The 18,325-nt window shown below is 37.1% G+C and carries 17 protein-coding genes; 8 read left to right on the forward strand and 9 right to left on the reverse strand.

The window, feature by feature from the left end; all coding sequences use genetic code 11:
• The 5 genes from EZY12_13825 to EZY12_13845 all read left to right on the forward strand — a co-directional run bounded on the left by EZY12_13825 (position 1) and on the right by EZY12_13845 (position 4,907).
• Complete coding sequence (locus tag EZY12_13825) at positions 1 to 807, forward strand: PilN domain-containing protein (protein ID QSX65945.1); 807 nt, start codon at positions 1 to 3, stop codon at positions 805 to 807.
• Positions 804 to 1,580, forward strand: coding sequence for a pilus assembly protein PilO (locus EZY12_13830; GenBank protein QSX65946.1), 777 nt, complete (start codon positions 804 to 806; stop codon positions 1,578 to 1,580). The genes EZY12_13825 and EZY12_13830 overlap by 4 nt, the downstream gene beginning before the upstream one ends.
• Positions 1,581 to 1,741: 161 nt before the next feature.
• Positions 1,742 to 4,042, forward strand: a complete 2,301-nt coding sequence (locus tag EZY12_13835; GenBank protein QSX65947.1) for an AMIN domain-containing protein — start codon at positions 1,742 to 1,744, stop codon at positions 4,040 to 4,042.
• Between the two features lie 315 nt (positions 4,043 to 4,357).
• The gene (locus EZY12_13840; protein ID QSX65948.1) at positions 4,358 to 4,678 is read left to right on the forward strand and encodes a BrnT family toxin; all 321 of its coding nucleotides are present in this window, start codon (positions 4,358 to 4,360) and stop codon (positions 4,676 to 4,678) included.
• Positions 4,653 to 4,907 (forward strand): CopG family transcriptional regulator, encoded by a 255-nt coding sequence (locus tag EZY12_13845; GenBank protein ID QSX65949.1) that lies wholly within the window; start codon positions 4,653 to 4,655, stop codon positions 4,905 to 4,907. The genes EZY12_13840 and EZY12_13845 overlap by 26 nt, the downstream gene beginning before the upstream one ends.
• Before the next feature lie 17 nt (positions 4,908 to 4,924).
• On the opposite strand, the gene EZY12_13850 is transcribed toward EZY12_13845, so the two are convergent.
• The 4 genes from EZY12_13850 to EZY12_13865 form a co-directional block, all read right to left on the reverse strand.
• The gene (locus tag EZY12_13850) at positions 4,925 to 5,257 is read right to left on the reverse strand and encodes a XisI protein (protein ID QSX65950.1); all 333 of its coding nucleotides are present in this window, start codon (positions 5,255 to 5,257) and stop codon (positions 4,925 to 4,927) included.
• A complete protein-coding gene (locus EZY12_13855; protein ID QSX65951.1) occupies positions 5,248 to 5,655 on the reverse strand; it encodes a XisH family protein in 408 nt (135 codons plus the stop codon). The genes EZY12_13850 and EZY12_13855 overlap by 10 nt, the downstream gene beginning before the upstream one ends.
• A 216-nt stretch (positions 5,656 to 5,871) precedes the next feature.
• On the reverse strand, positions 5,872 to 6,408 hold the full coding sequence (gene pyrR / locus EZY12_13860) for a bifunctional pyr operon transcriptional regulator/uracil phosphoribosyltransferase PyrR (GenBank protein ID QSX65952.1): 537 nt from the start codon (positions 6,406 to 6,408) through the stop codon (positions 5,872 to 5,874).
• Between the two features lie 763 nt (positions 6,409 to 7,171).
• Entirely contained in the window at positions 7,172 to 8,137 is a 966-nt protein-coding gene (locus tag EZY12_13865) for a cobalamin biosynthesis protein (protein ID QSX65953.1), read from the reverse strand.
• Here EZY12_13865 and EZY12_13870 point away from each other — a divergent pair.
• A complete protein-coding gene (locus EZY12_13870; protein QSX65954.1) occupies positions 8,107 to 8,256 on the forward strand; it encodes a hypothetical protein in 150 nt (49 codons plus the stop codon). The genes EZY12_13865 and EZY12_13870 overlap by 31 nt on opposite strands.
• A gap of 13 nt (positions 8,257 to 8,269) precedes the next feature.
• Here EZY12_13870 and EZY12_13875 read toward each other — a convergent pair whose 3' ends face one another.
• On the reverse strand, positions 8,270 to 8,713 hold the full coding sequence (locus tag EZY12_13875) for an Rrf2 family transcriptional regulator (protein ID QSX65955.1): 444 nt from the start codon (positions 8,711 to 8,713) through the stop codon (positions 8,270 to 8,272).
• A gap of 384 nt (positions 8,714 to 9,097) precedes the next feature.
• Here EZY12_13875 and EZY12_13880 point away from each other — a divergent pair, with 384 nt between their 5' ends.
• Positions 9,098 to 9,508, forward strand: a complete 411-nt coding sequence (locus tag EZY12_13880; GenBank protein QSX65956.1) for an AbrB family transcriptional regulator — start codon at positions 9,098 to 9,100, stop codon at positions 9,506 to 9,508.
• Between the two features lie 61 nt (positions 9,509 to 9,569).
• Here the strand turns inward: EZY12_13880 and EZY12_13885 are convergent, their stop codons facing one another.
• Positions 9,570 to 11,438, reverse strand: a complete 1,869-nt coding sequence (locus tag EZY12_13885) for a chloride channel protein (GenBank protein QSX70665.1) — start codon at positions 11,436 to 11,438, stop codon at positions 9,570 to 9,572.
• A 527-nt stretch (positions 11,439 to 11,965) separates the two neighbouring features.
• On the opposite strand from EZY12_13885, the gene EZY12_13890 reads away from it, so the two are divergent.
• Complete coding sequence (locus tag EZY12_13890) at positions 11,966 to 12,343, forward strand: hypothetical protein (GenBank protein QSX65957.1); 378 nt, start codon at positions 11,966 to 11,968, stop codon at positions 12,341 to 12,343.
• A 179-nt stretch (positions 12,344 to 12,522) separates the two neighbouring features.
• On the opposite strand, the gene EZY12_13895 is transcribed toward EZY12_13890, so the two are convergent.
• The 3 genes from EZY12_13895 to EZY12_13905 all read right to left on the reverse strand — a co-directional run bounded on the left by EZY12_13895 (position 12,523) and on the right by EZY12_13905 (position 18,311).
• Entirely contained in the window at positions 12,523 to 13,314 is a 792-nt protein-coding gene (locus EZY12_13895; GenBank protein ID QSX65958.1) for a flagellar motor protein, read from the reverse strand.
• Between the two features lie 54 nt (positions 13,315 to 13,368).
• Positions 13,369 to 14,997 (reverse strand): hypothetical protein, encoded by a 1,629-nt coding sequence (locus EZY12_13900; GenBank protein ID QSX65959.1) that lies wholly within the window; start codon positions 14,995 to 14,997, stop codon positions 13,369 to 13,371.
• A gap of 65 nt (positions 14,998 to 15,062) precedes the next feature.
• Complete coding sequence (locus EZY12_13905) at positions 15,063 to 18,311, reverse strand: hypothetical protein (GenBank protein QSX65960.1); 3,249 nt, start codon at positions 18,309 to 18,311, stop codon at positions 15,063 to 15,065.
• Between the last annotated feature and the right edge of the window lie 14 nt (positions 18,312 to 18,325).

Genomic DNA, 18,325 nt, shown 5'->3' on the forward strand with positions numbered 1-18,325 from the left:
ATGTACAGTCTAGATATTAACTTTCTTAAAGACCGTCCAGAATATCAAAAGCAAACTACAACAGGGGCTACAAAACCTTCTATTCAACTAGGAAATTTAATCCCAGTTTATATAGGAGTAGGAGTAGGTTTAGTATTACCGGCTTTGGTATTTATTGGTTTGTCAGTCCTGGAAGGAAAAACTGCTGAATTAACACAGGAAATAGCAAAAATAGAGGAAGAAGGTAAGAGTTTAGATGGCAGAATAGCCAACATTAAGAAAATTAAAGAGGAAACAGCCGGCATTAATAGCCAAACGAAAGCTTTAGTAACGGTGTTTGATCAAATACGTCCTTGGTCAGCAATGTTACAGGATTTGCGCGATCGCATTCCTAACAAAGTCCAAATCGAAACTATTAAGCAAATTGCCGCTCCTCCTCCTGGTAAAGATCCTGTAGCTGCAACCCCTGGTGCAGCACCCCCTAGTAATACCTCTGGATTCTTAGAAATTTCTGGTTTTGCTATTTCCTATGCCTTAGTCAATGATTTTGCCCTCAGTCTAGGACAATCGAAATTTTTAAATGATCACGAAACCAAAATTATCACAGCAGAATTAGTAGATGCACCAGCTATTACAGGTTTTCTTCCCCCAAAAGCTGAGAAATCTAATATAAGAATTAAACCTCTTCAAGTAGTTAAATACACTATTAAAACAGGTTTAAGTAGTGTGCCAGCATCCGATTTAATTCAAGAGTTAGAGAAAAAAGGCACAGTTGGATTAGTAGATAGACTTCGTAATATCAAAAAAGTAGGAGTCATTTCCCAATGACATATAGTGATGATTTAAATTTTTCCAATCAAGGTACAGAGACTCAAGATTCTGGGCCTGTTGTTTTTGGTATCACCTTAACACCAACTATTATTGGTGGTGTAGTCGGCTTTTTAGGGGTAGCAGGTGCAGGTTATATGCTATTTAACATAGCAATGCCCGCTTGGGATACCTATCAACAACTACAAACCAAACGTGATCAACTGCAAACAGAAGTTACTCAAAAGAAAACCCAAGCCCAACAAATCGGTAAAGTAGAAGCAGATTTAGCCACATCTAAACAACAACAAACACAAGTTTTAGCTTTATTTGCAAATGAAAAAAGTTTGGATACCTTATTACTAGATACCAGTCGGTTAATAGATTCTAGTAATAGTAAAGCTTTTGGTAATGCCATTAGAGCCAAGCTGAAAAGATTTGTTCCTGTTTCTGAAAAACCTGTTCTTATAGAAGATGGCAGTTTTGGGGCAGAAGTTAACAATAAACTCAAACGCAGTATCGTCAATGTGGATATTGAGGGAGACTTTGAACAAACTCAATCAATTATGCGGAACATTGAACGATTACAGCCTTTATTGTTAGTCAAAAACTATGACTCCAAATTAACTCCACCAGAGATGTCAGACGATAAAGATAACCCCGTGCAAATTGGTATTGGTAAACTGACAACAACTTTTGCACTAGAAGCTTTAATGCCACTAACTTCTGAAGAATCAACAAATTTAGCAGCTAAAGCCGCAGCCGCAGCCGCAGCCGCACCACCGAAAAAATAAGCACATTTAAGGCAATTAATAGTATATTTACGCAAAAGGAGGTTATGCAAAAATCCCAGATAATGACTATATAGACAATCAAAAACCGCCAATTTAAAATTAGCGGTTAAAAAATAGAAATAGATGACAATTTAGACTTTTATTTATGTGAGGAATGAACTGTGAAACAGTTTCATAATAATGTTTTCGTTTCAAGTGCAGCAGCTTGTGTACTCTTAGCAGCCCAACCAGTCTTAGCACAACTAACACAAGTTACTGATGTCAAACTCAATCCCATTGAGGGCGGAGTCAGTGTCATTTTAAAAACTGCGGCTGGAGATCGTCCCCAAGTATTCACAACTAAAAAAGACAAATCTTTAGTTGCAGATGTGATTAATGCTCAACTGCGTTTACCCAAAGGTGATAACTTCCGTCAAGAAAATCCAGCGCCGGGTATCGCATCTATTGAAGTTAAACAGTTAGATACCAATAGCATTCGGGTGACAGTCGTAGGTATTGATGATACACCCAAAAATCAGCCCGTAATGCGAAAGGATAACAATCTTACCCTAGGCTTTACCACCACAACAAATTCAACAGCAGCAAACGCTACTAAGCCTACAGAAAAAGTATCAGCAGTATTAGCTACCACTACCCCCACGGAAAAAGTACAAGTAGCACCAGCTACTACTAACTCTACGGAAAAAGTATTTGTAGCACCAGCTACAACATCTGAATATAAACCAGATCAGCCAGGTAAACGCCCAGATGTTTTAGTACCTAATCCTCAAGTTACCATTGACGGTAAAATTGCCCAATCCGCAGGGCCAAATCAACCTTATAATCAAGCTCCTCCTTTCTTACCTAGAGCCGTCGCGCCACCAGTAGGAGATATTACTCAATCGAATATTGATACATCTCCTACTGTGATTGATTTAGGCACTCAGGAACGAGTTCCCCGCTTGGTATTGCGTGATGCACCTGTGAGAGAAGTTTTATCACTGTTAGCGCGGGCTGCTAACTTAAACGTAGTTTATAGCGGTGGTGAAGCAGAAAAATCACCAGGTGCTGCTGCTGGTGCGGAAGGTGCAACTAAGACATCTCAGACAATTTCTCTAGATATAGAAAACGAACCTGTGCAAGATGTCTTTAACTACGTCTTGCGTTTGAGTGGTTTAGAAGCTAACCGCACTGGACGCACTATTTTTGTCGGTGCTAAATTACCTAACTCCACTCGTGATACTGTCATGCGTAGCCTGCGATTAAATCAAGTAAATGTGGGAGTGGCATTAAACTTTTTAGTAGCTTTAGGTGCAGAAAGTGCAGTTAGCCGGGAACGACTTGTTACAAGTGTCAATGCTGTAACTGTTGGTGCTGGTGTAGCTCCCGTGAGTACCCAAACTCAAACTACCACAGAGACAAAAGTTGAAACTCAACGGATTGAATATAAAGACTCCACACCTTTACTAAGAGGGTTACAAGCTTCAGGAGATGAACGTACCAATTCTGTCACATTAATTGGTAATCCTAAGATGGTGGAGATGGCAATCTCTCAATTAGTACAGCTTGATGTCCGTCGTCGGCAAGTGGTGGTGAATGTCAAAATTATTGATGTCAACCTTCAGGGTATTCAAGAGTCTAACTCTAGTTTTTCCTTTGGTCTTGGTAATAGCTATTTTACCAATGATGGTGGTGCAGCGACTTTCAATTTTGCTGGTTTTCGTCCAGCTACAGGAAGTGAAGTAGCAAGTAACGTTAGTGGTGGTCTACCTGTGGTTGCTACAACTACCGCAGCAGGAACTCAAGGAACAGCAACATCTGCTCTGCCTTCTCTCTTCCAGTTCCCTAAAAAGTTTCTGGCTAGTTTGCAAGCACAGGTCACGAGTGGTAATGCTAAGATTTTGACTGATCCAACCCTAATTGTCCAAGAAGGACAGGAAGCTGTAGTTAAGTTGTTTTCAGAAGTTTATGCAGGAATAAAAAGCTCGGCACAAACTACAGGTACTTCATCTATCTCCACTACAGAACCTATTATTAAGGAATCAGGTCTATCCCTAGCGGTGAAAGTAGAAAGAATTGATGATAATGGTTTTGTTTCCTTGTCTGTTGCCCCTACTGTAACTGGGGTGGGAGGTACAGCAGCAGCAGGCGGTAGTAGTGGTACAATTACTCTGTTATCCGCAAGAACCCTTACATCTGGTCAAATTCGCTTACGAGACGGTCAGACGCTGATTCTTTCGGGGATTATCCAAGACTCAGACCGTACAACTGTCTCCAAATTACCAATTTTGGGTGATATTCCCTTGTTAGGTTCGCTGTTTAGAAAGTCCAATAGAACGAATGAGCGCAGAGAGGTAATTGTCTTACTGACACCTCAAATTATGGATGACTCAGAGCGTTCTAGCTATGGTTATAATTACAATCCTAGTCCCCAAGTCCGACAAATCCTGGAACGTCGTGGGTTGAAAGTTCAGCCTCGGTAGTTCGTTATTAGTGATTGTTTTGCAGATACCCGATTTATTGGGGGAAGTCGGGTATTTAGCGGTATTCAGTTTATCAAGCTTGTGATAAGTTAAATAATGTTCATATTTGTATATACAAATGTCATTTTTATCGCTATGCTAGAAACTGTAAATCCTATCTTCCGCACCCTCAACTGTCACAATCGGTTTTTACTGTTTTTTATGATGAAATGAGGATGTATTGTATACCAAATCTCGATGAATTAACGGATACATGATGCCGACAAGGCATAATTTGTATCCAAAAATCAAGAGAAAATCAAGTGATAATACTATGTGACACCCCAGGGTGCGGAATGTGGGGTAAATGGCTTTGATTGGGATGAAGGAAACTCTGCAAAATGCTGGAATCGTGTTTCTCAAGAAGAAATCGAGTATTTATTTCATCAAAAGGATGTTTTTATTACCCCAGATATTAGGCATTCTGAAAATGAAGATAGATATCTTGCTATAGGAGTTTCCTGTAAAGGAAGACACATTTTTGTAGCCTTTACCTTTCGCAATCAGCAAAAAGAAAACCTGATTCGACCAATCAGCGCCAGATATATGCACGAAAAAGAGGTACTTTCTTATGAAGAAAACTTTCCCAAGAATTAAAACGGATGAAGAAATAGAAGCACTTTTAGAAGATGATTTATCAGAGTATCTTCATCCCGGAAATTTTCAGCCAGTAACTTTTGAGTTTAAACCTAAAGACAAAAGCGTCAATGTCAGAATGTCCGAACAAATGTTGGAAGCAGTTAAGAAGGTTTCACAAAAAGAAGGTATCCCCTATCAACGCTATATTAGACGGGCTATAGAAAGGTCATTGGGTACTGAATGTTAGTGATATAACTACAGCTTTTAATGTGTAGCAAACTCTGTAAATTCGCGCATATCAGGGGAGTGGAATCCCAAAACTATATCTTCTTTAGGTACACCCTTTTCTAGCAGTACCGTAGCAATTCCCACTTCAGTCCCATCATGCTGTATCCAGATTTTGCCGTCTTTGATATCAATGTGTATACTACATCCATGAGTACGATTATTCCCGCGCCAACCAGTATGTAATAGAAGATAATGGTCGTGTTGTGTATCTATGACCGCTTGGGCTTCGATTTTTTCTGGAGAAAATCGCCTTTGCGCTTTTTCTAAAATTAAATTCTGAATGATTTGACGGTATTCTTCTACTGCCATTGGACAATTATCTCCTGTTTTGGCTCATAAACAAGTAGGTTAATTTGATTTCTGGCAATTACTGACCTGGTAAAACGACGTTGAAAGAATGACTTATAAACTGAATCGGGTATTGCCAGATACAATTTTCGTTGCGGATCAAATTCTTCCAGAGCATACTGGTAGTTAAGAAACTGCCCAAGGGCGGTATGAAATTCGGAAACATTTGACCCTCCAATAAAACTTTTGATTTCAACAGCAATCTTTTCTTCTGCTCTTTCAGCCGCTAACATCTCTGCTGCTAGGTCAATTTCAAAATCTACATCTCCAACGCTTACCTCATAGGGGTCAGCAGTGATTGTCCATCCTTCTTTCTCTAAAGCAGTTCTTACTGCATAGTGAAACCGATCTTTGGCCATGTAATATTTCCTAATTCCTAACCTCAAAACATTATTAACATTTTAACCAGAAATATTAGTAGCAGTTAAAAATATCAATAAGTTAACTTGATTACCCACCTCAGTATATTCCGCAGGAAAAAATTAATATATTGATTGTGGGGTGGGCTTCTAGCCTGCCCTAATCAATAATACTATTTGTTTTATTTATTTTTGCCCATCTACTTAATAGAAATCTTAGCTACTAATTAACTCTACAGCATCTCGTCCATCACTATCTTGCAGATAAACTTTGACAATTTCTTCTTTTGCTGTCGGTAACTTTTTCCCTACAAAATCTGGATGAATTGGTAACTCCCGATGACCCCTATCTACTAATACAGCTAGACGAATTACTTCCGGTCTACCATACTCAGTTACGGCATTTAAAGCAGCACGAATAGTTCTGCCTTTAAAAATGACATCATCTACGAGTACCACCGTTTTTCCAGTCAAATCAAAGGGAATGTCAGTTTTTTCTGGAGTTCTCAACCCAATTTTATCAAGATCATCTCGATAAAATGTAATATCCAAAGCACCTACAGAAACGCTGATATCTTCTAGAATTTCTATTTGCCGAGCTAATGAATAGGCTAATGGGACTCCTCTCGTATGAATACCCAAAAGTAACAACTGAGATAAATCTCGTGTCCTTTCTATAATCTGAGAAGCCATCCGAGTTAATGTCCGACGCAATTCTTCTGATGAGAGAATTTCAACTACTTTGGTAGACATGAGATTAGTAATTAGTAATTGGTGACGGTAGGGGTAAAGCAAGAGCTTCATAGATGTCAACTTAACCTAAAACCTATTACCCGACTGGGAATGAATTCCCAGTCTCAAAGTATTATTCTGTAATTTTTATCACAGTTATACCCCACCCTAACCCTCCCCGATGTGTTGGGGCTACGGTGTACACACAAGTCTTCTAGAGTTGCCCCACAACGTTTAGATCCCCCCAACCCCCCTTAAAAAGGGGGGCTAAATTCTTCAAAGTCCCCCTTTTTAAGGGGGATTTAGGGGGATCGGATAACGTTTAGCATCCTGTCTAGAGATGTGTGTACACCGTAGATGTGTTGGGGAGGGGACTAGATTTTCTTGTTTCCTCCCTTCACAAGACTACCGTGTACACACAAGTGATTGAATCGCCCCCTAACCCCCAAAATTGGGGAACAAGAATTTTCAAAGTCCCCCAAAATTGGGGGATTTAGGGGGCGAAATAGGCCGAAACGAAGACGGGTAGGACTTGTGTGTACACCGTAGCTTGATAAGAGGGGAACTAGAGTCAAAGTCCCCCTTTTAAGGGAGATTTAGGGGGATCTGAAAATATTTGATACACCACGAAGGACTTTTAAAACACCCTCTTAGTCTACTTCAGTAGACTTGAGCTATTAGACAGGGAATTTATTCCCTGGCTGACTGACGGGTGTGTAAGTCAACGGATGAGTAGGGGCGTATTGCAATACGCCCCTACTTAAGTTAACACCAACGAGCATTGCTAAACCCCGACAACTAACAACTGACAAAATATTGCTATTCCTAACCACAGTAAGAACGCATATTGGGTTAATTGTAAAGCTTTATAAATAGAATCTGGAGTAATGGGATAAATAGCATCTCCTAAAAGTGGTTTATCTTTAGCTACTCCACGATACCAATTTATGCCTCCCATTTGTACACCTAAAACCGCAGCATAAGCGCATTCACTCCACCCAGAATTGGGACTGGGATCTTTAATTGCGTCGCGGCGACAAATTCGCCAAACATTTAGAGGTTTCAATGATATTAATGATAAAGTTATCACTGTTAACCGACAAGGCAACCAAGTAAAACCATCTTCCCACCGCGCACTAAACCAACCAAGATAAGTATAAGGTAGTTCTTTATAACCAATCATTGAATCTAAGGTGCTACTAGCTTTATATGCTAAAGCCAAAGGAGCAGCACCGATAACAGGGATAAATGCCCCAATAATAGTATAAAAAAGAGGAGCCATTACCCCATCAGTCGCATTTTCTGTGACGGTTTCTAAGATTGCTCTGAGAATATCCACTGTGGAAAGATTGGCTGTATCTCTACCGACATAATTACTTAAAACCTGTCGCGCTGGTTCTAATTCTCCATTTATTAAAGGTTGCAGAACTTCTGTAGCTGCATTTCCTAAACTTTTGAGAGCAAAACAACTAGCAACCAGAATGCTTTCTACGACAATTCCTAAAAATGGATGTATCCACTTGGCACTTTGAACTAGAATCCAGCCAACTAAACCACTACCAATCATCACAATTATCCCTAGGAAAATTCCGGACAGACGCTGAGAAAGAGGATTTTGACAATATTGGAGAGCTAGTTTACTCAAGCGAGAAATTACCCATCCCATAGCTCGCACGGGGTGAGGCCAACCCCAAGGATCTCCGATTAAGTAGTCTAACAATGCAGCCAAAATCAAAACAGCAGATATCATTTTTTCTTTGTCAGTGGTCAGTGGTTAGTTGTCAGTTGTTGGTTGTCAGTGGTCAGTGGTTAGTTGTCAGTTGTCAGTTGTTGGTTGTCAGTGGTCAGTGGTTAGTTGTTAGTTGTTAGTTGTCAGTTATCACTAAACTACAAAATTGGCTTCTTCACCTTGAGATGCTTGCCAACTGCGAGCGTCATAATAAAGATCTGCCAGGGTAATATTGTACAAGGCTTCTTTTAGCTTTTGGTTGAGTCTGTGCCAGAGACTGGATGTTACCCAATCTGCTGTTTGAGTAGGTGTGGGATTGTTCAGGGGTAAGTTAGTTATATTTTCACCAACTGCTTCTAAAATTTGTCCAATAGATATTTGTGCCGGTTTTTTTGCTAATTGGTATCCACCGACGCTACCACGAATTGATGTTACTAATCCGGCTCGACGCATTTCTATGAGCAACTTTTCTAAATAAGGAGCAGGGATATCTTGACGTTTGGCGATCGCTCTGACCGATTCAGGCCCATATTTTGGACGCAAACTCAAATCTAGTAATGCTTTTACACTGTAGTGTCCCCTCGTCGTTAGTTTCATATTTTGCTAATTATAAAATTTCCTTTCTTTAATGGCTCTTCCCTCTTCCCGGTCTGATTGTGTAATGAGTGCGAATTAAATCAGAATACTATATAAGACTCCTAATTGATTCTTGAAAAGAATCCCTTTGCCTTTTACCTGCCTATCCAAGTAATTTGCAGAATCAAAACCGGATTCCTATCTATAGTAGCTATCAGCATCATTATAATTATATTTTTGAAAATTTTTGAAAAAAATTGATAATAGTGCAACAATTTTGTCAATGAGTGTAATATACTTGGTCAGGCTGATAAAAAAACGCAAGGATACTGTTCCTATTAGTTCAATATCAGCTAAAATAAAATCCACTTGACAACTTCAAAAAATCATTTTCGACCTAAGTTGATGCCTAAACAGAAAAAAATTGAACTCCTAGTCGGTGACGAACTGCTCAAAAAAGTTAAAGAGCTAGAAGCCATTAGCAAAGACGAAAAAGCTAAACAGTGTGGCTACTATACTGTTACCAAAAATGGTATAGAGCGCGTTAACATGATGAAATTCTTGAATGCCCTAATTGATGCCGAGGGTATTCAGTTGGATAGTTCTCCCAGTGCGAATGGGCGTGGTGGACGGAGTGCCAGCTATAGAATTAGTGTGCAATCAAACCACAACCTGCTAATTGGTGCAGCTTACACAAAACAGATGAATCTTCAACCTGGTGATGAGTTTATCATCACTTTAGGGAAAAAGCATATTCGACTCCGACAAGTAGATTCAGAATCTGTAGAAAATGCTGAAGTAGAAGCTACAGCTTAAGGAATATTCATTAGTTTTATCAGTTGTCAGTGGTTTACTTTTACCTCTGATAGCTGACTAATTACCAATTCCCAATTTCCTCTATATATTCGGTGGTTGGGATCACTGGTAAATATTGGTGTAGTACCTTAGTGATTGCTGTTAAATTACAGGTTAATTCAATTTGTTCTCTCTCTAGCAAACCCAGAATAAAATCAGGATTGTCTTTAGCTACCACTGGTAATTGATGTAAACCACGTAATGCCATCCGGTCTAAAGCTTCAGATAAAGGTTCATCATCCCTGGCATAGAGAATATCTGTAGTACAAATATCTATCAGTTTTTGAGTAGATAAATATTCCTGAATTTCAGTAGATGAATTAGGAAGGTTTTGGCATATAAACAAAGTCCGTTTAATATCTTCTAGAGAAAGAATTCCCACCAGCTTGCCAGCATCATCATCAATAATCAAAGCACTGCGTATTCGTCCCCGTGTCATTACTACCGCAGCCTCTAATACTCCCAGACTTGCTGATAATTTTTTGGGGTAAGTGTGCATAGCATCTGCTACTAACATTTGCTGCCAAAGTTCTACCTTTTCATCTTTCAATTCTGGTAAACCAATCTGTTGGAGATTAGAATTAGCGTCTAAAGTTGGTTTAATTCGTTCTACTAACCAAACACTTAAACCCACCGCTGCCATTAAAGGTAAAACAATGCGGTAATCACGGGTTAATTCAAATAACATTAAAATTGCTGTTAATGGCGCTCTCACACTACCTGCTAAAACCGCTGCCATACCTACCATGGCATAGGCTGGAGGAGCGGCCATATATTCTCCTATTGTCGGTGCAATCAAAGCCAAAAATTTAGCATAAGCAGACCCAAAGGAAGCACCTAAAAACATAGCTGGTGCGAATAATCCACCCACAAAACCACTCCCTGAACTTACCGCTGTTATTAGCAGTTTTAACACCAGTAATATTAGTAAGAGGTTGAGGGAAAAATCCTCATCCTGTAGCATAGCTTCTACAGTTCCATAGCCAATACCCAAAATTTGCGGATAGCGCCAACCGACTATACCAATAATTACACCACCCAAAATTGGCTGAATTGACTGAGGAATTTGCCCTAATAACGTTAATCCTGGTAAATTTCCAGCAAAGCCGGCTTTAGCTAACCGAATTGATTCAGTATAGGTGAGAGAAATTAAACTTGCACCCAAACCTAAACCCAGATAAAGTGGTAATTCCATGTAACTGCGAACTTGATAAGCAGGTAAAGCAAAAGCCGGTTGTGAACCTAAACCAATTTGAGCAATTAAGGCAGCGACAACGGCGGCAAGTAATACCACACTTACAGCAGAAGTAGCAAAATAGGTACTACCCATGACTACTTCTAAGGCAAAAAATACTCCGGCAATGGGGGCATTAAAACCAGCCGCTAAACCAGCCGCAGCCCCAGCACCTAAAAGTAACCGTTGACGCTCTTGAGAAACTTGTAATATATCAGACAACAAAACTCCGAAATTAGTACCAATTTCCACACTTGGACCCTCTGGACCTAAGGACGCACCACTACCGAGAGAAACGGCCGCAGCGATCATTTTTGTCACCGGTCGGAGGGGTTTCTTCGCTTCTTTGCCTTGAGAAATAGCTATCAGAGATGAAAGCCCTGGCCCAAAATCTTGAGTTTGCCAACGCATGAGGCCCACAATGATGCCACCGAGAGTAGGAACAGCCGCTAAGGTCCAAGCACCCCATCTCCCGATCTGTCCCATCAGATTTTCCAACATGAAGTTGTTAATTAGCTCGATTAAATAGTGAAAAGTGACTACACCCATACCTGTGCTACCGCCAATTAGTACGGCTAAAAACAGCACTACTGTTTCTGGGGAGGGTTGAAAACGATTAATTAACTGAGTGAACCGCATGGAAGATTGGGGAAATATAGGGTTTTATGAGTTTCGTCGTCAGCTAGGATGTAAAGCTGAACTATATTGATATAGGACTAATATTTGATTTTTGATAGCTTGCGTGGCGTAGCCATAATATCCGTAGAATGGACAATGCCAATCGGATAAGGGTTTTGGTGAGCATTGCCCACCCTAAACTACTTAAAATTTTTCAAATATCAGTTATGATTCCTATAAATGTATTGATAAAGGGGGGAAATGCCAGAAAAATCTATTTCTTCGCTATTATTTCTTATTTTGGTTTATTAAAGGAGAAACTGCCTACTCAATAATTAATTAACAAAAATTACAAAATAGTTAGAAAAAAATAATTCCTTCCTGCGGTACTAACAACTTGGGTTAATATTGAAGGGAGTATGTCATTAGGTCAATTTATTTCTCAGAGTCCATTATAGTATTTTACCAATCACCATCAGTGATTATGGCATAAATACTAGATATCCAGTAAAATTCAATACAGATATTGTTATAAATAGAATCAAGGGACTAGGCGGACGAGGTAGATGAGTACAAATACTTTTCATGATCATTATGTTACTTGCCCAATTTGCCAAAGAAATAACAGAACAACGCCAATAAAATCTTATATTGGTTTGTTTACTTGCCCTTATTGCCAAGAAAAATTAGTTGTTTGCCAAAGTGGACACTATGTGCGTGATCCATTTATTTGGAGACAAATGATGATCTCTTCGGCTTTACGTCGTCAAAGCCGACCTTTATCCAGGATTATCAGAGATTTTATCTTTATTAAGCGTCCTTTCTTGTCCTTAGTTGTGGGAAGTGCAGTTTTTTTGGGTATTGTCACTATGACTCAAGACAATATGAGTCATAATGGCCAAGAAATTCCCAAGTTGGAAAGAATTGATAATAGAGGGAAGTAAAATCTGATGGCTGCAACTAATTCTATTTTCACCGATAAATTAACCGTGCAGTAGGGGTTTAGCTTTTGCTTTACCCCTAGGATAAATGTGGTTTTTACAGCAATACATATTTGATATTTTTTGTCAATGTGTAAATCCTAGATAAATTGGCATACTATATACTGAAGAGCCATTATGTCCTACCTCACTTTAACTTCACGGACTTCTCCCAAGCGAGTAAAGCGGATTTCAATTCGTCGTCGTGTGACATCTTCCTTCCTTGCTATGTCGGCAAATTGTCCATTTGGTAATATTAATTGTGCGGCAGAATAAGCACGGAATGAGAGTCCTTGTAGTCTATTTTGTTGCTTTTGGATATCACGCAACACCTTGACGACTGATAAAGCTCGCATGATTCCTAAGTCAGCATTAGAACCTGACTGAAGTTTTCCTATTGGTAATGTCCCATTAATGACTTTTTCTAAATTTACATCTAAATTACTGGTGACTTTACCATTAGGTTGTCCGTCTGTGTGTCCGATAATTTCGACAACATTGATTCCATATTGTTTAGTTCTATTTTCTATTTCTGGTACTATTTGTTGCAATATATAAATTGACATTTTTGACGGTATTTCTGCACTACCGGAAGCAAATCTATAATCACCTTGATCTTTGATAATGATAATTGGTGGTGCGTCTGTTCGTTGTTTTTTAATTTTGAGTTCTGCTTGTAAATTTTCTACTTGTTGTTTTAGCTTGTTTTGAGATTTTAATTCTGTTTGTAAGTTTTTGATTTTTTGTTCTAATTGTTTTGTTTTCTCAGGTAAATTAAGTGAATTCTGAGCAGATTTTTTAGTAATTTGTGATATGACAATAGTTAGAAATAAAAATAAAACTAATATCATAAAAGCATTAGACATCAAATCAGTAAATGCTTGCCAAACATTTAAATCTTCATTGTATTCAGTATATCGTGAACGACGTGCCATAAGTTAAGATTTCAATTGCAAATGCTATTTCAAAAGTTGATCACAGTAAATTTATTATTCCGGCGTTTTCATGACTTGTCTGAGTTGGTTAATAGAATTTTTGGTATCATTCAAATGTTTGTTACATTCTTGGATGTTCTTAATTACCATTGCTAAACCTTTTGTGTTTATATTGGTTTGCTTGTCAATACCTTGAACAATAATATTACTAACGTTTTGATATTCAGAAGTTAATCGAACATTGTTATTTTGTAATAACTCTATTAAATCTAATTTAATAGTATCAATTTTAATGATAAATTGATTGGTATATCCTTCAGTATTGCTGATAAAAGTCTGAAATTGTTGATGATTATGATCAATTTGTTTATCAAATGCTAAATTCATTTGTTCTGTATTATATTGTAAAAACTCTAGCAATTGATTCAGCGCAATTTCTACATTATTCAAACTATCAGCTTTGTCGCTAATTTTTATTTCTAATTGATCAAGTTGGTTAATAGCTTCAGAAAAACTATTAGCACCTTGTTGGAGTTTAGGAATAATTTCACTCAGAGCATTTTGGTTAGTTTGATGTAAATCTAATACTTGAATTGAAGTTTGATTAATATTCTTAATATCTTCTGATAAATTAATTAAATTTTGACTACAATCTTCAATTTTTATTAACACCGTTACCATCAAGTTACTTGTTTGGGCAAACTTTGCAGCCGATTCAGAAAATTTCTGTTGTGTATTGCTCAAATCTGCTGTAGCTGCTGATAATTGCTGAGGAAACTGACTTTGATGAAAAATATTAGCTGACTGTTTAAATATCTGAGATGCTGCATTTAATTCTGGAATTGAGTTTTTAAATTCATTAGCAGCACTAGATATAGTTCCAGCAGCAGCATTAAATCTTTCATAAACTTGTCTAGCTAAATCTGTAGTTTCTTTATTTCCATCAGCAATTTGTTGTGCTACTTTTCCCATAGATTGTTCTACAGCTTTTCGCACTGTTTCACCAAAATTTGTTAAAAATTCATCTTGCTGGGATACCATTTTATTAACTATTTTATCCAGACGGTTATCACCCTGCACTTCAGGAAGATAAATATTATCTAGATAGTCTTCTAAAGAACTAATCAAGCAATATTTAGCAAGTCCTGCATTAAATATAAAATTGAATACCGTTAACAAAGCACTAAAAAATAGTCCTGTCAAACTGGTGGTAAATGCAATACTCATTCCTTCCAATGGTTTCTTTAATTCAGTAACTAAATTGCTGACATCATTAGCATTAGCTTGATTAATTGTTTGACTCAAAGTAGATAAATTAATAGTGATACCTAAAAAAGTACCAAGTAACCCAAATGCTAACAATAAATTTGGCAGAATCCGACATAAATAATCTATTTGTTCACAGGTAAATCCCTTAATTTTTTCTTGACTATAAACTTGATCAATTAATGCTGCTGTATTTATCTGATCTAATTTTCTAGAAGCTTGCTGAAATCTATCTTCTAATGTTATAACAATTTTCGGTTGTTCTCCCCTTACTCCTGTTTTGATTAATCTTTGGACTTTATTAGTCAACTTTATCAAATAGCGGTAAAGAGATATGCGAAGGAAAATAGTAAATATCGAAGGAATGATAACCAGAACAACAGTGATAAAAATTAAGTAAGGTGGTAGTGGTGGCATAAAATTTACCTTTGGTAGTGCAGGAATATTGTTGAAAGTGGGTAGATGTGAACTACCCAAAAAAACTATAGGGGATATTGCAGAAATATTTTTTGTTTTTCTCGTTCGTATTCTTCTGAAGTTAGAAAATCTTGATCTAAATCTTGTTTAAGTTGTTCTAATTCTTGTCTTCGTTTTGAACGATTATCAGTATTATTTAGAGAAGAATTAGGAACTATTTCACCAACAAGGGCTTTTTGATTTCCTATATTGTCTCTAGCTGAAAGTGAATTTTTTTGGTTCAATTTTGCTTCCATTTTTTTCACAAAACGATTGATAACTCCTTCTCTAACTGTAGGTTGTATATTATCTGGTGAGACGTATACTCTTTGTATATAGGGAAAATTGGGACTATCTTCGGGAATTGTTCTCAGCTTATCTGGAAATTGACGAAGTTTAGGTAGATATTGATTTTCCCATAATTGTGGATTATTTTCTATTTCAGATATAATATCATCTAAAATTTTCTTCAAAGTTTCAGCCATATTGCGGTTATTGGCCAAATCTTCCAAAGCTTCCATCCAATTTGCACTGACAGCAGCAGTATAATAACTGTTTTGGAAAGTGTCATAATGTTGAAATTCTAATTCCTGGGTTTCCTGATTTTCTGTTAACAATTCTAATGCTAAACAAGGGTAAAAAATATCCTCCAATTCTTCCATTCTTCTAGCATCAGGGGGAATAATATCGGGAAAAGCAGTGCGAGAATCATTATGTAAAAAAGATGTACCAGAATTGTGTTCTCGTATATATGGGTTTCTCATTCTTTCCAAACTATTAATTAATCTCAATGGAAACCCAGCATACTCATTCACAATTAAAATTTCATCATCTGCTTGTATTGCTTTTAAAACAGTTGTAGAAACTCCTAAATCTTGTGTGATCAATTTTTTAAAATCTCTCACATCTGATTCATCTGTATCTTTATATCCTACTAATTTACTACTTTTAGCAGGATCATCTCGGAAATAAGGATCACTTAAATTTAAACGCAGTAATGGTTGAGCTTCCTCCATAATTTGTTTTAAACGAGTAGAACGTGCAGCTAATGAATATTTCTGCATGAAGCGTTTAATCACAGAACTCACAATATTCCTACCGCGAAAAGCAAATAAACTATCAACTTTCAGATCAATCTCTTGTTTTATTTGGGGGTGAGTAGTGCGTTCCATGTTCAGGAAAAATGCTAAAGATACTCCTCTACCAGTTTCTTCGGTAAGTGTTGAACTTGCTAAGACTAATTGCGGACGCAGATCATTTTCTGGTAACATTGTTTGATAGCAAAGTTCTATATCTTCAGTATCAAAAATTGCTTCTCCACTCATTTCATCAAAATTCAATTGTTTTAATTCTCGTTCCTCTTTTTCATAAGCACTTTGTAAGTCTTGTACTAAACTGCTAAAAGCAGCAACTTGTTTTTCTCTTTCTTGAACGTGCTTTTGTAACTGATTAACAATTTTTAGTGTTTCTTGTATAACTGTTAAATCAAAATTATGCCTGATCAATTTACAAACTTCTTGGATGGCTTTTTTACATTCTTCTTGAAATTGGCTATTCTTTAAATTGCCAATCAGCATAAATTTATTTTCTAATTCTTCAATTATTTGTTCAATATTATCCCACTTCCTTTCTACATCTTCTATCCGTTTTATTCCCCCAAAATCAGTGATTGATTCTTGTAAATCTCGTTGATATTTGTGCAATTCATGTTGTAGTGCTTCTAACCAGTTACGGCTATTTTTAATAGAAAAATTAACTTCTATTGGTGTAAGTAGCTGAATCAAATAATCATCAATATTAGTGCTAAGTTCTTTGATGATTTTAGGAGCAGTTTGAATTAATTTTGTCAACCAATAACCGCGAATACTTTCCGTTTCTCCTGGTTGAATAGTCCGAAATTGTTTATAAAATTCTGTCGCTAACTGTTGCCGCACGTTTGCACGATCATCTTTATTTTTACATTCAGAGATTAACTTTGATAATTTATTTTGCCAAGTTTTGATACTATTACTAAAAGTCTTATTAGATTCTTCTACAGATTCTGCTAATTTATTAGTTAATCCATCTCGTTTTACTAAATCATTATGCCAGTGATGTTGAATCAAAAATTGTTCAAGTAAGTTTATAGGATCTGGACTTTGACCTTTACCATTTAACCAAAATTTAACTAACGCTGAACTGACTTTTGTTAAGGCTATTTGAATGATAGTATCACGAGGAAAATAAATTGCTGATAGTCCAAATGTTAAGTATCTTTGGCTATTAGGACGGGGGTGTTTATCGGGTTGAATTATGTGTTGCAGAAAATTATCTCGATTTCCTTTAATTACTGGACCCAATTCACCAGAAAATTCTAAAGCTATTTTATGGGCAATTACATTACATAGTTTACCTTGGGTAAGGATTTCATATTCACTCCCTGTTTGATGAGATAGTAAATAAGTATAGTCAAAGGGTGGACGTTTTTCTTGAATAATTGCCAAATTTGCAATATCATAACAAGCTTCAAATTCTGTACCAGGATTGCTATAATGATTTAATTCTTTTAAGGCAGCATAAGTATTAGCACTCATGTTAGGAGCATTGCCATACAATTCTGGACTAATTACTAAATAACCAAAAATCCGAGATCCTTGTTCACCATAAATATTTCTTAGACTATAAGCAACATCTAAAAACATTCCACTTCCTGTACCACCGCAAAGAGAACCAACTACAAAAATACTTAATCCCGGTTCTATTTTTAAACCCGAACTTAGTAATAAAGATTCATGTCCTCTGGTTCGTCTTTCTGCGGTTTCAATTGCTGTTTTTACTTTTTGATAGTTATGAAAAAATGCCAGTCTTCCTACAGGTCTAATTCCTTTTGCACCTTCTTCAATTGCTTTAATATTCCGCAATAACTGAGGAGGAAACCAAATCCCAATATGGTCATAAGGTCCATAACTATTATATTCTGAACGCCGTTCTAGTCCATCTACAAACATGGTGACATCTTTGGATGACATTGTAGCACTGACTTTCTCAGCTTCCTGAAAACTTAAATCAATACCATGATAGGTACTCCCAGTTCTAATACCTGTAACTTGGGTGGCAGCTTTATCTGTGTCTATGTGAACAAAACTGACAATTGGTAAATTATTTAAATCTCCATAACGGTCAACAATTAACCGTCTAATTCTCATCAAAACATCTCTACCTGTCCCACCTAAACCAATACAAATTGTCCGATTAATACCTCTATATTGCGTTTCATTTGCAGATGCTTGAGTCATGTTTTTTTCCTGAA

The sequence above is a fragment of the Dolichospermum sp. DET69 genome (assembly GCA_017355425.1).
Taxonomy (GTDB): Bacteria; Cyanobacteriota; Cyanobacteriia; order Cyanobacteriales; family Nostocaceae; genus Dolichospermum.

Bases quoted from the DNA above. Each gene is read 5' to 3' on its own strand.
- EZY12_13875 (QSX65955.1), bottom strand. From the start codon at position 8,713: ATGAAACTAACGACGAGGGGACACTACAGTGTAAAAGCATTACTAGAT.
- EZY12_13830 (QSX65946.1), top strand. From the start codon at position 804: ATGACATATAGTGATGATTTAAATTTTTCCAATCAAGGTACAGAGACT.
- EZY12_13905 (QSX65960.1), bottom strand. From the start codon at position 18,311: ATGACTCAAGCATCTGCAAATGAAACGCAATATAGAGGTATTAATCGG.
- EZY12_13850 (QSX65950.1), bottom strand. From the start codon at position 5,257: ATGGCAGTAGAAGAATACCGTCAAATCATTCAGAATTTAATTTTAGAA.
- EZY12_13900 (QSX65959.1), bottom strand. From the start codon at position 14,997: ATGCCACCACTACCACCTTACTTAATTTTTATCACTGTTGTTCTGGTT.
- EZY12_13855 (QSX65951.1), bottom strand. From the start codon at position 5,655: ATGGCCAAAGATCGGTTTCACTATGCAGTAAGAACTGCTTTAGAGAAA.
- EZY12_13895 (QSX65958.1), bottom strand. From the start codon at position 13,314: ATGGCACGTCGTTCACGATATACTGAATACAATGAAGATTTAAATGTT.
- EZY12_13845 (QSX65949.1), top strand. From the start codon at position 4,653: ATGAAGAAAACTTTCCCAAGAATTAAAACGGATGAAGAAATAGAAGCA.
- EZY12_13880 (QSX65956.1), top strand. From the start codon at position 9,098: ATGCCTAAACAGAAAAAAATTGAACTCCTAGTCGGTGACGAACTGCTC.
- EZY12_13825 (QSX65945.1), top strand. From the start codon at position 1: ATGTACAGTCTAGATATTAACTTTCTTAAAGACCGTCCAGAATATCAA.
- EZY12_13870 (QSX65954.1), top strand. From the start codon at position 8,107: ATGCAGCCAAAATCAAAACAGCAGATATCATTTTTTCTTTGTCAGTGG.
- EZY12_13865 (QSX65953.1), bottom strand. From the start codon at position 8,137: ATGATATCTGCTGTTTTGATTTTGGCTGCATTGTTAGACTACTTAATC.
- pyrR (QSX65952.1), bottom strand. From the start codon at position 6,408: ATGTCTACCAAAGTAGTTGAAATTCTCTCATCAGAAGAATTGCGTCGG.
- EZY12_13890 (QSX65957.1), top strand. From the start codon at position 11,966: ATGAGTACAAATACTTTTCATGATCATTATGTTACTTGCCCAATTTGC.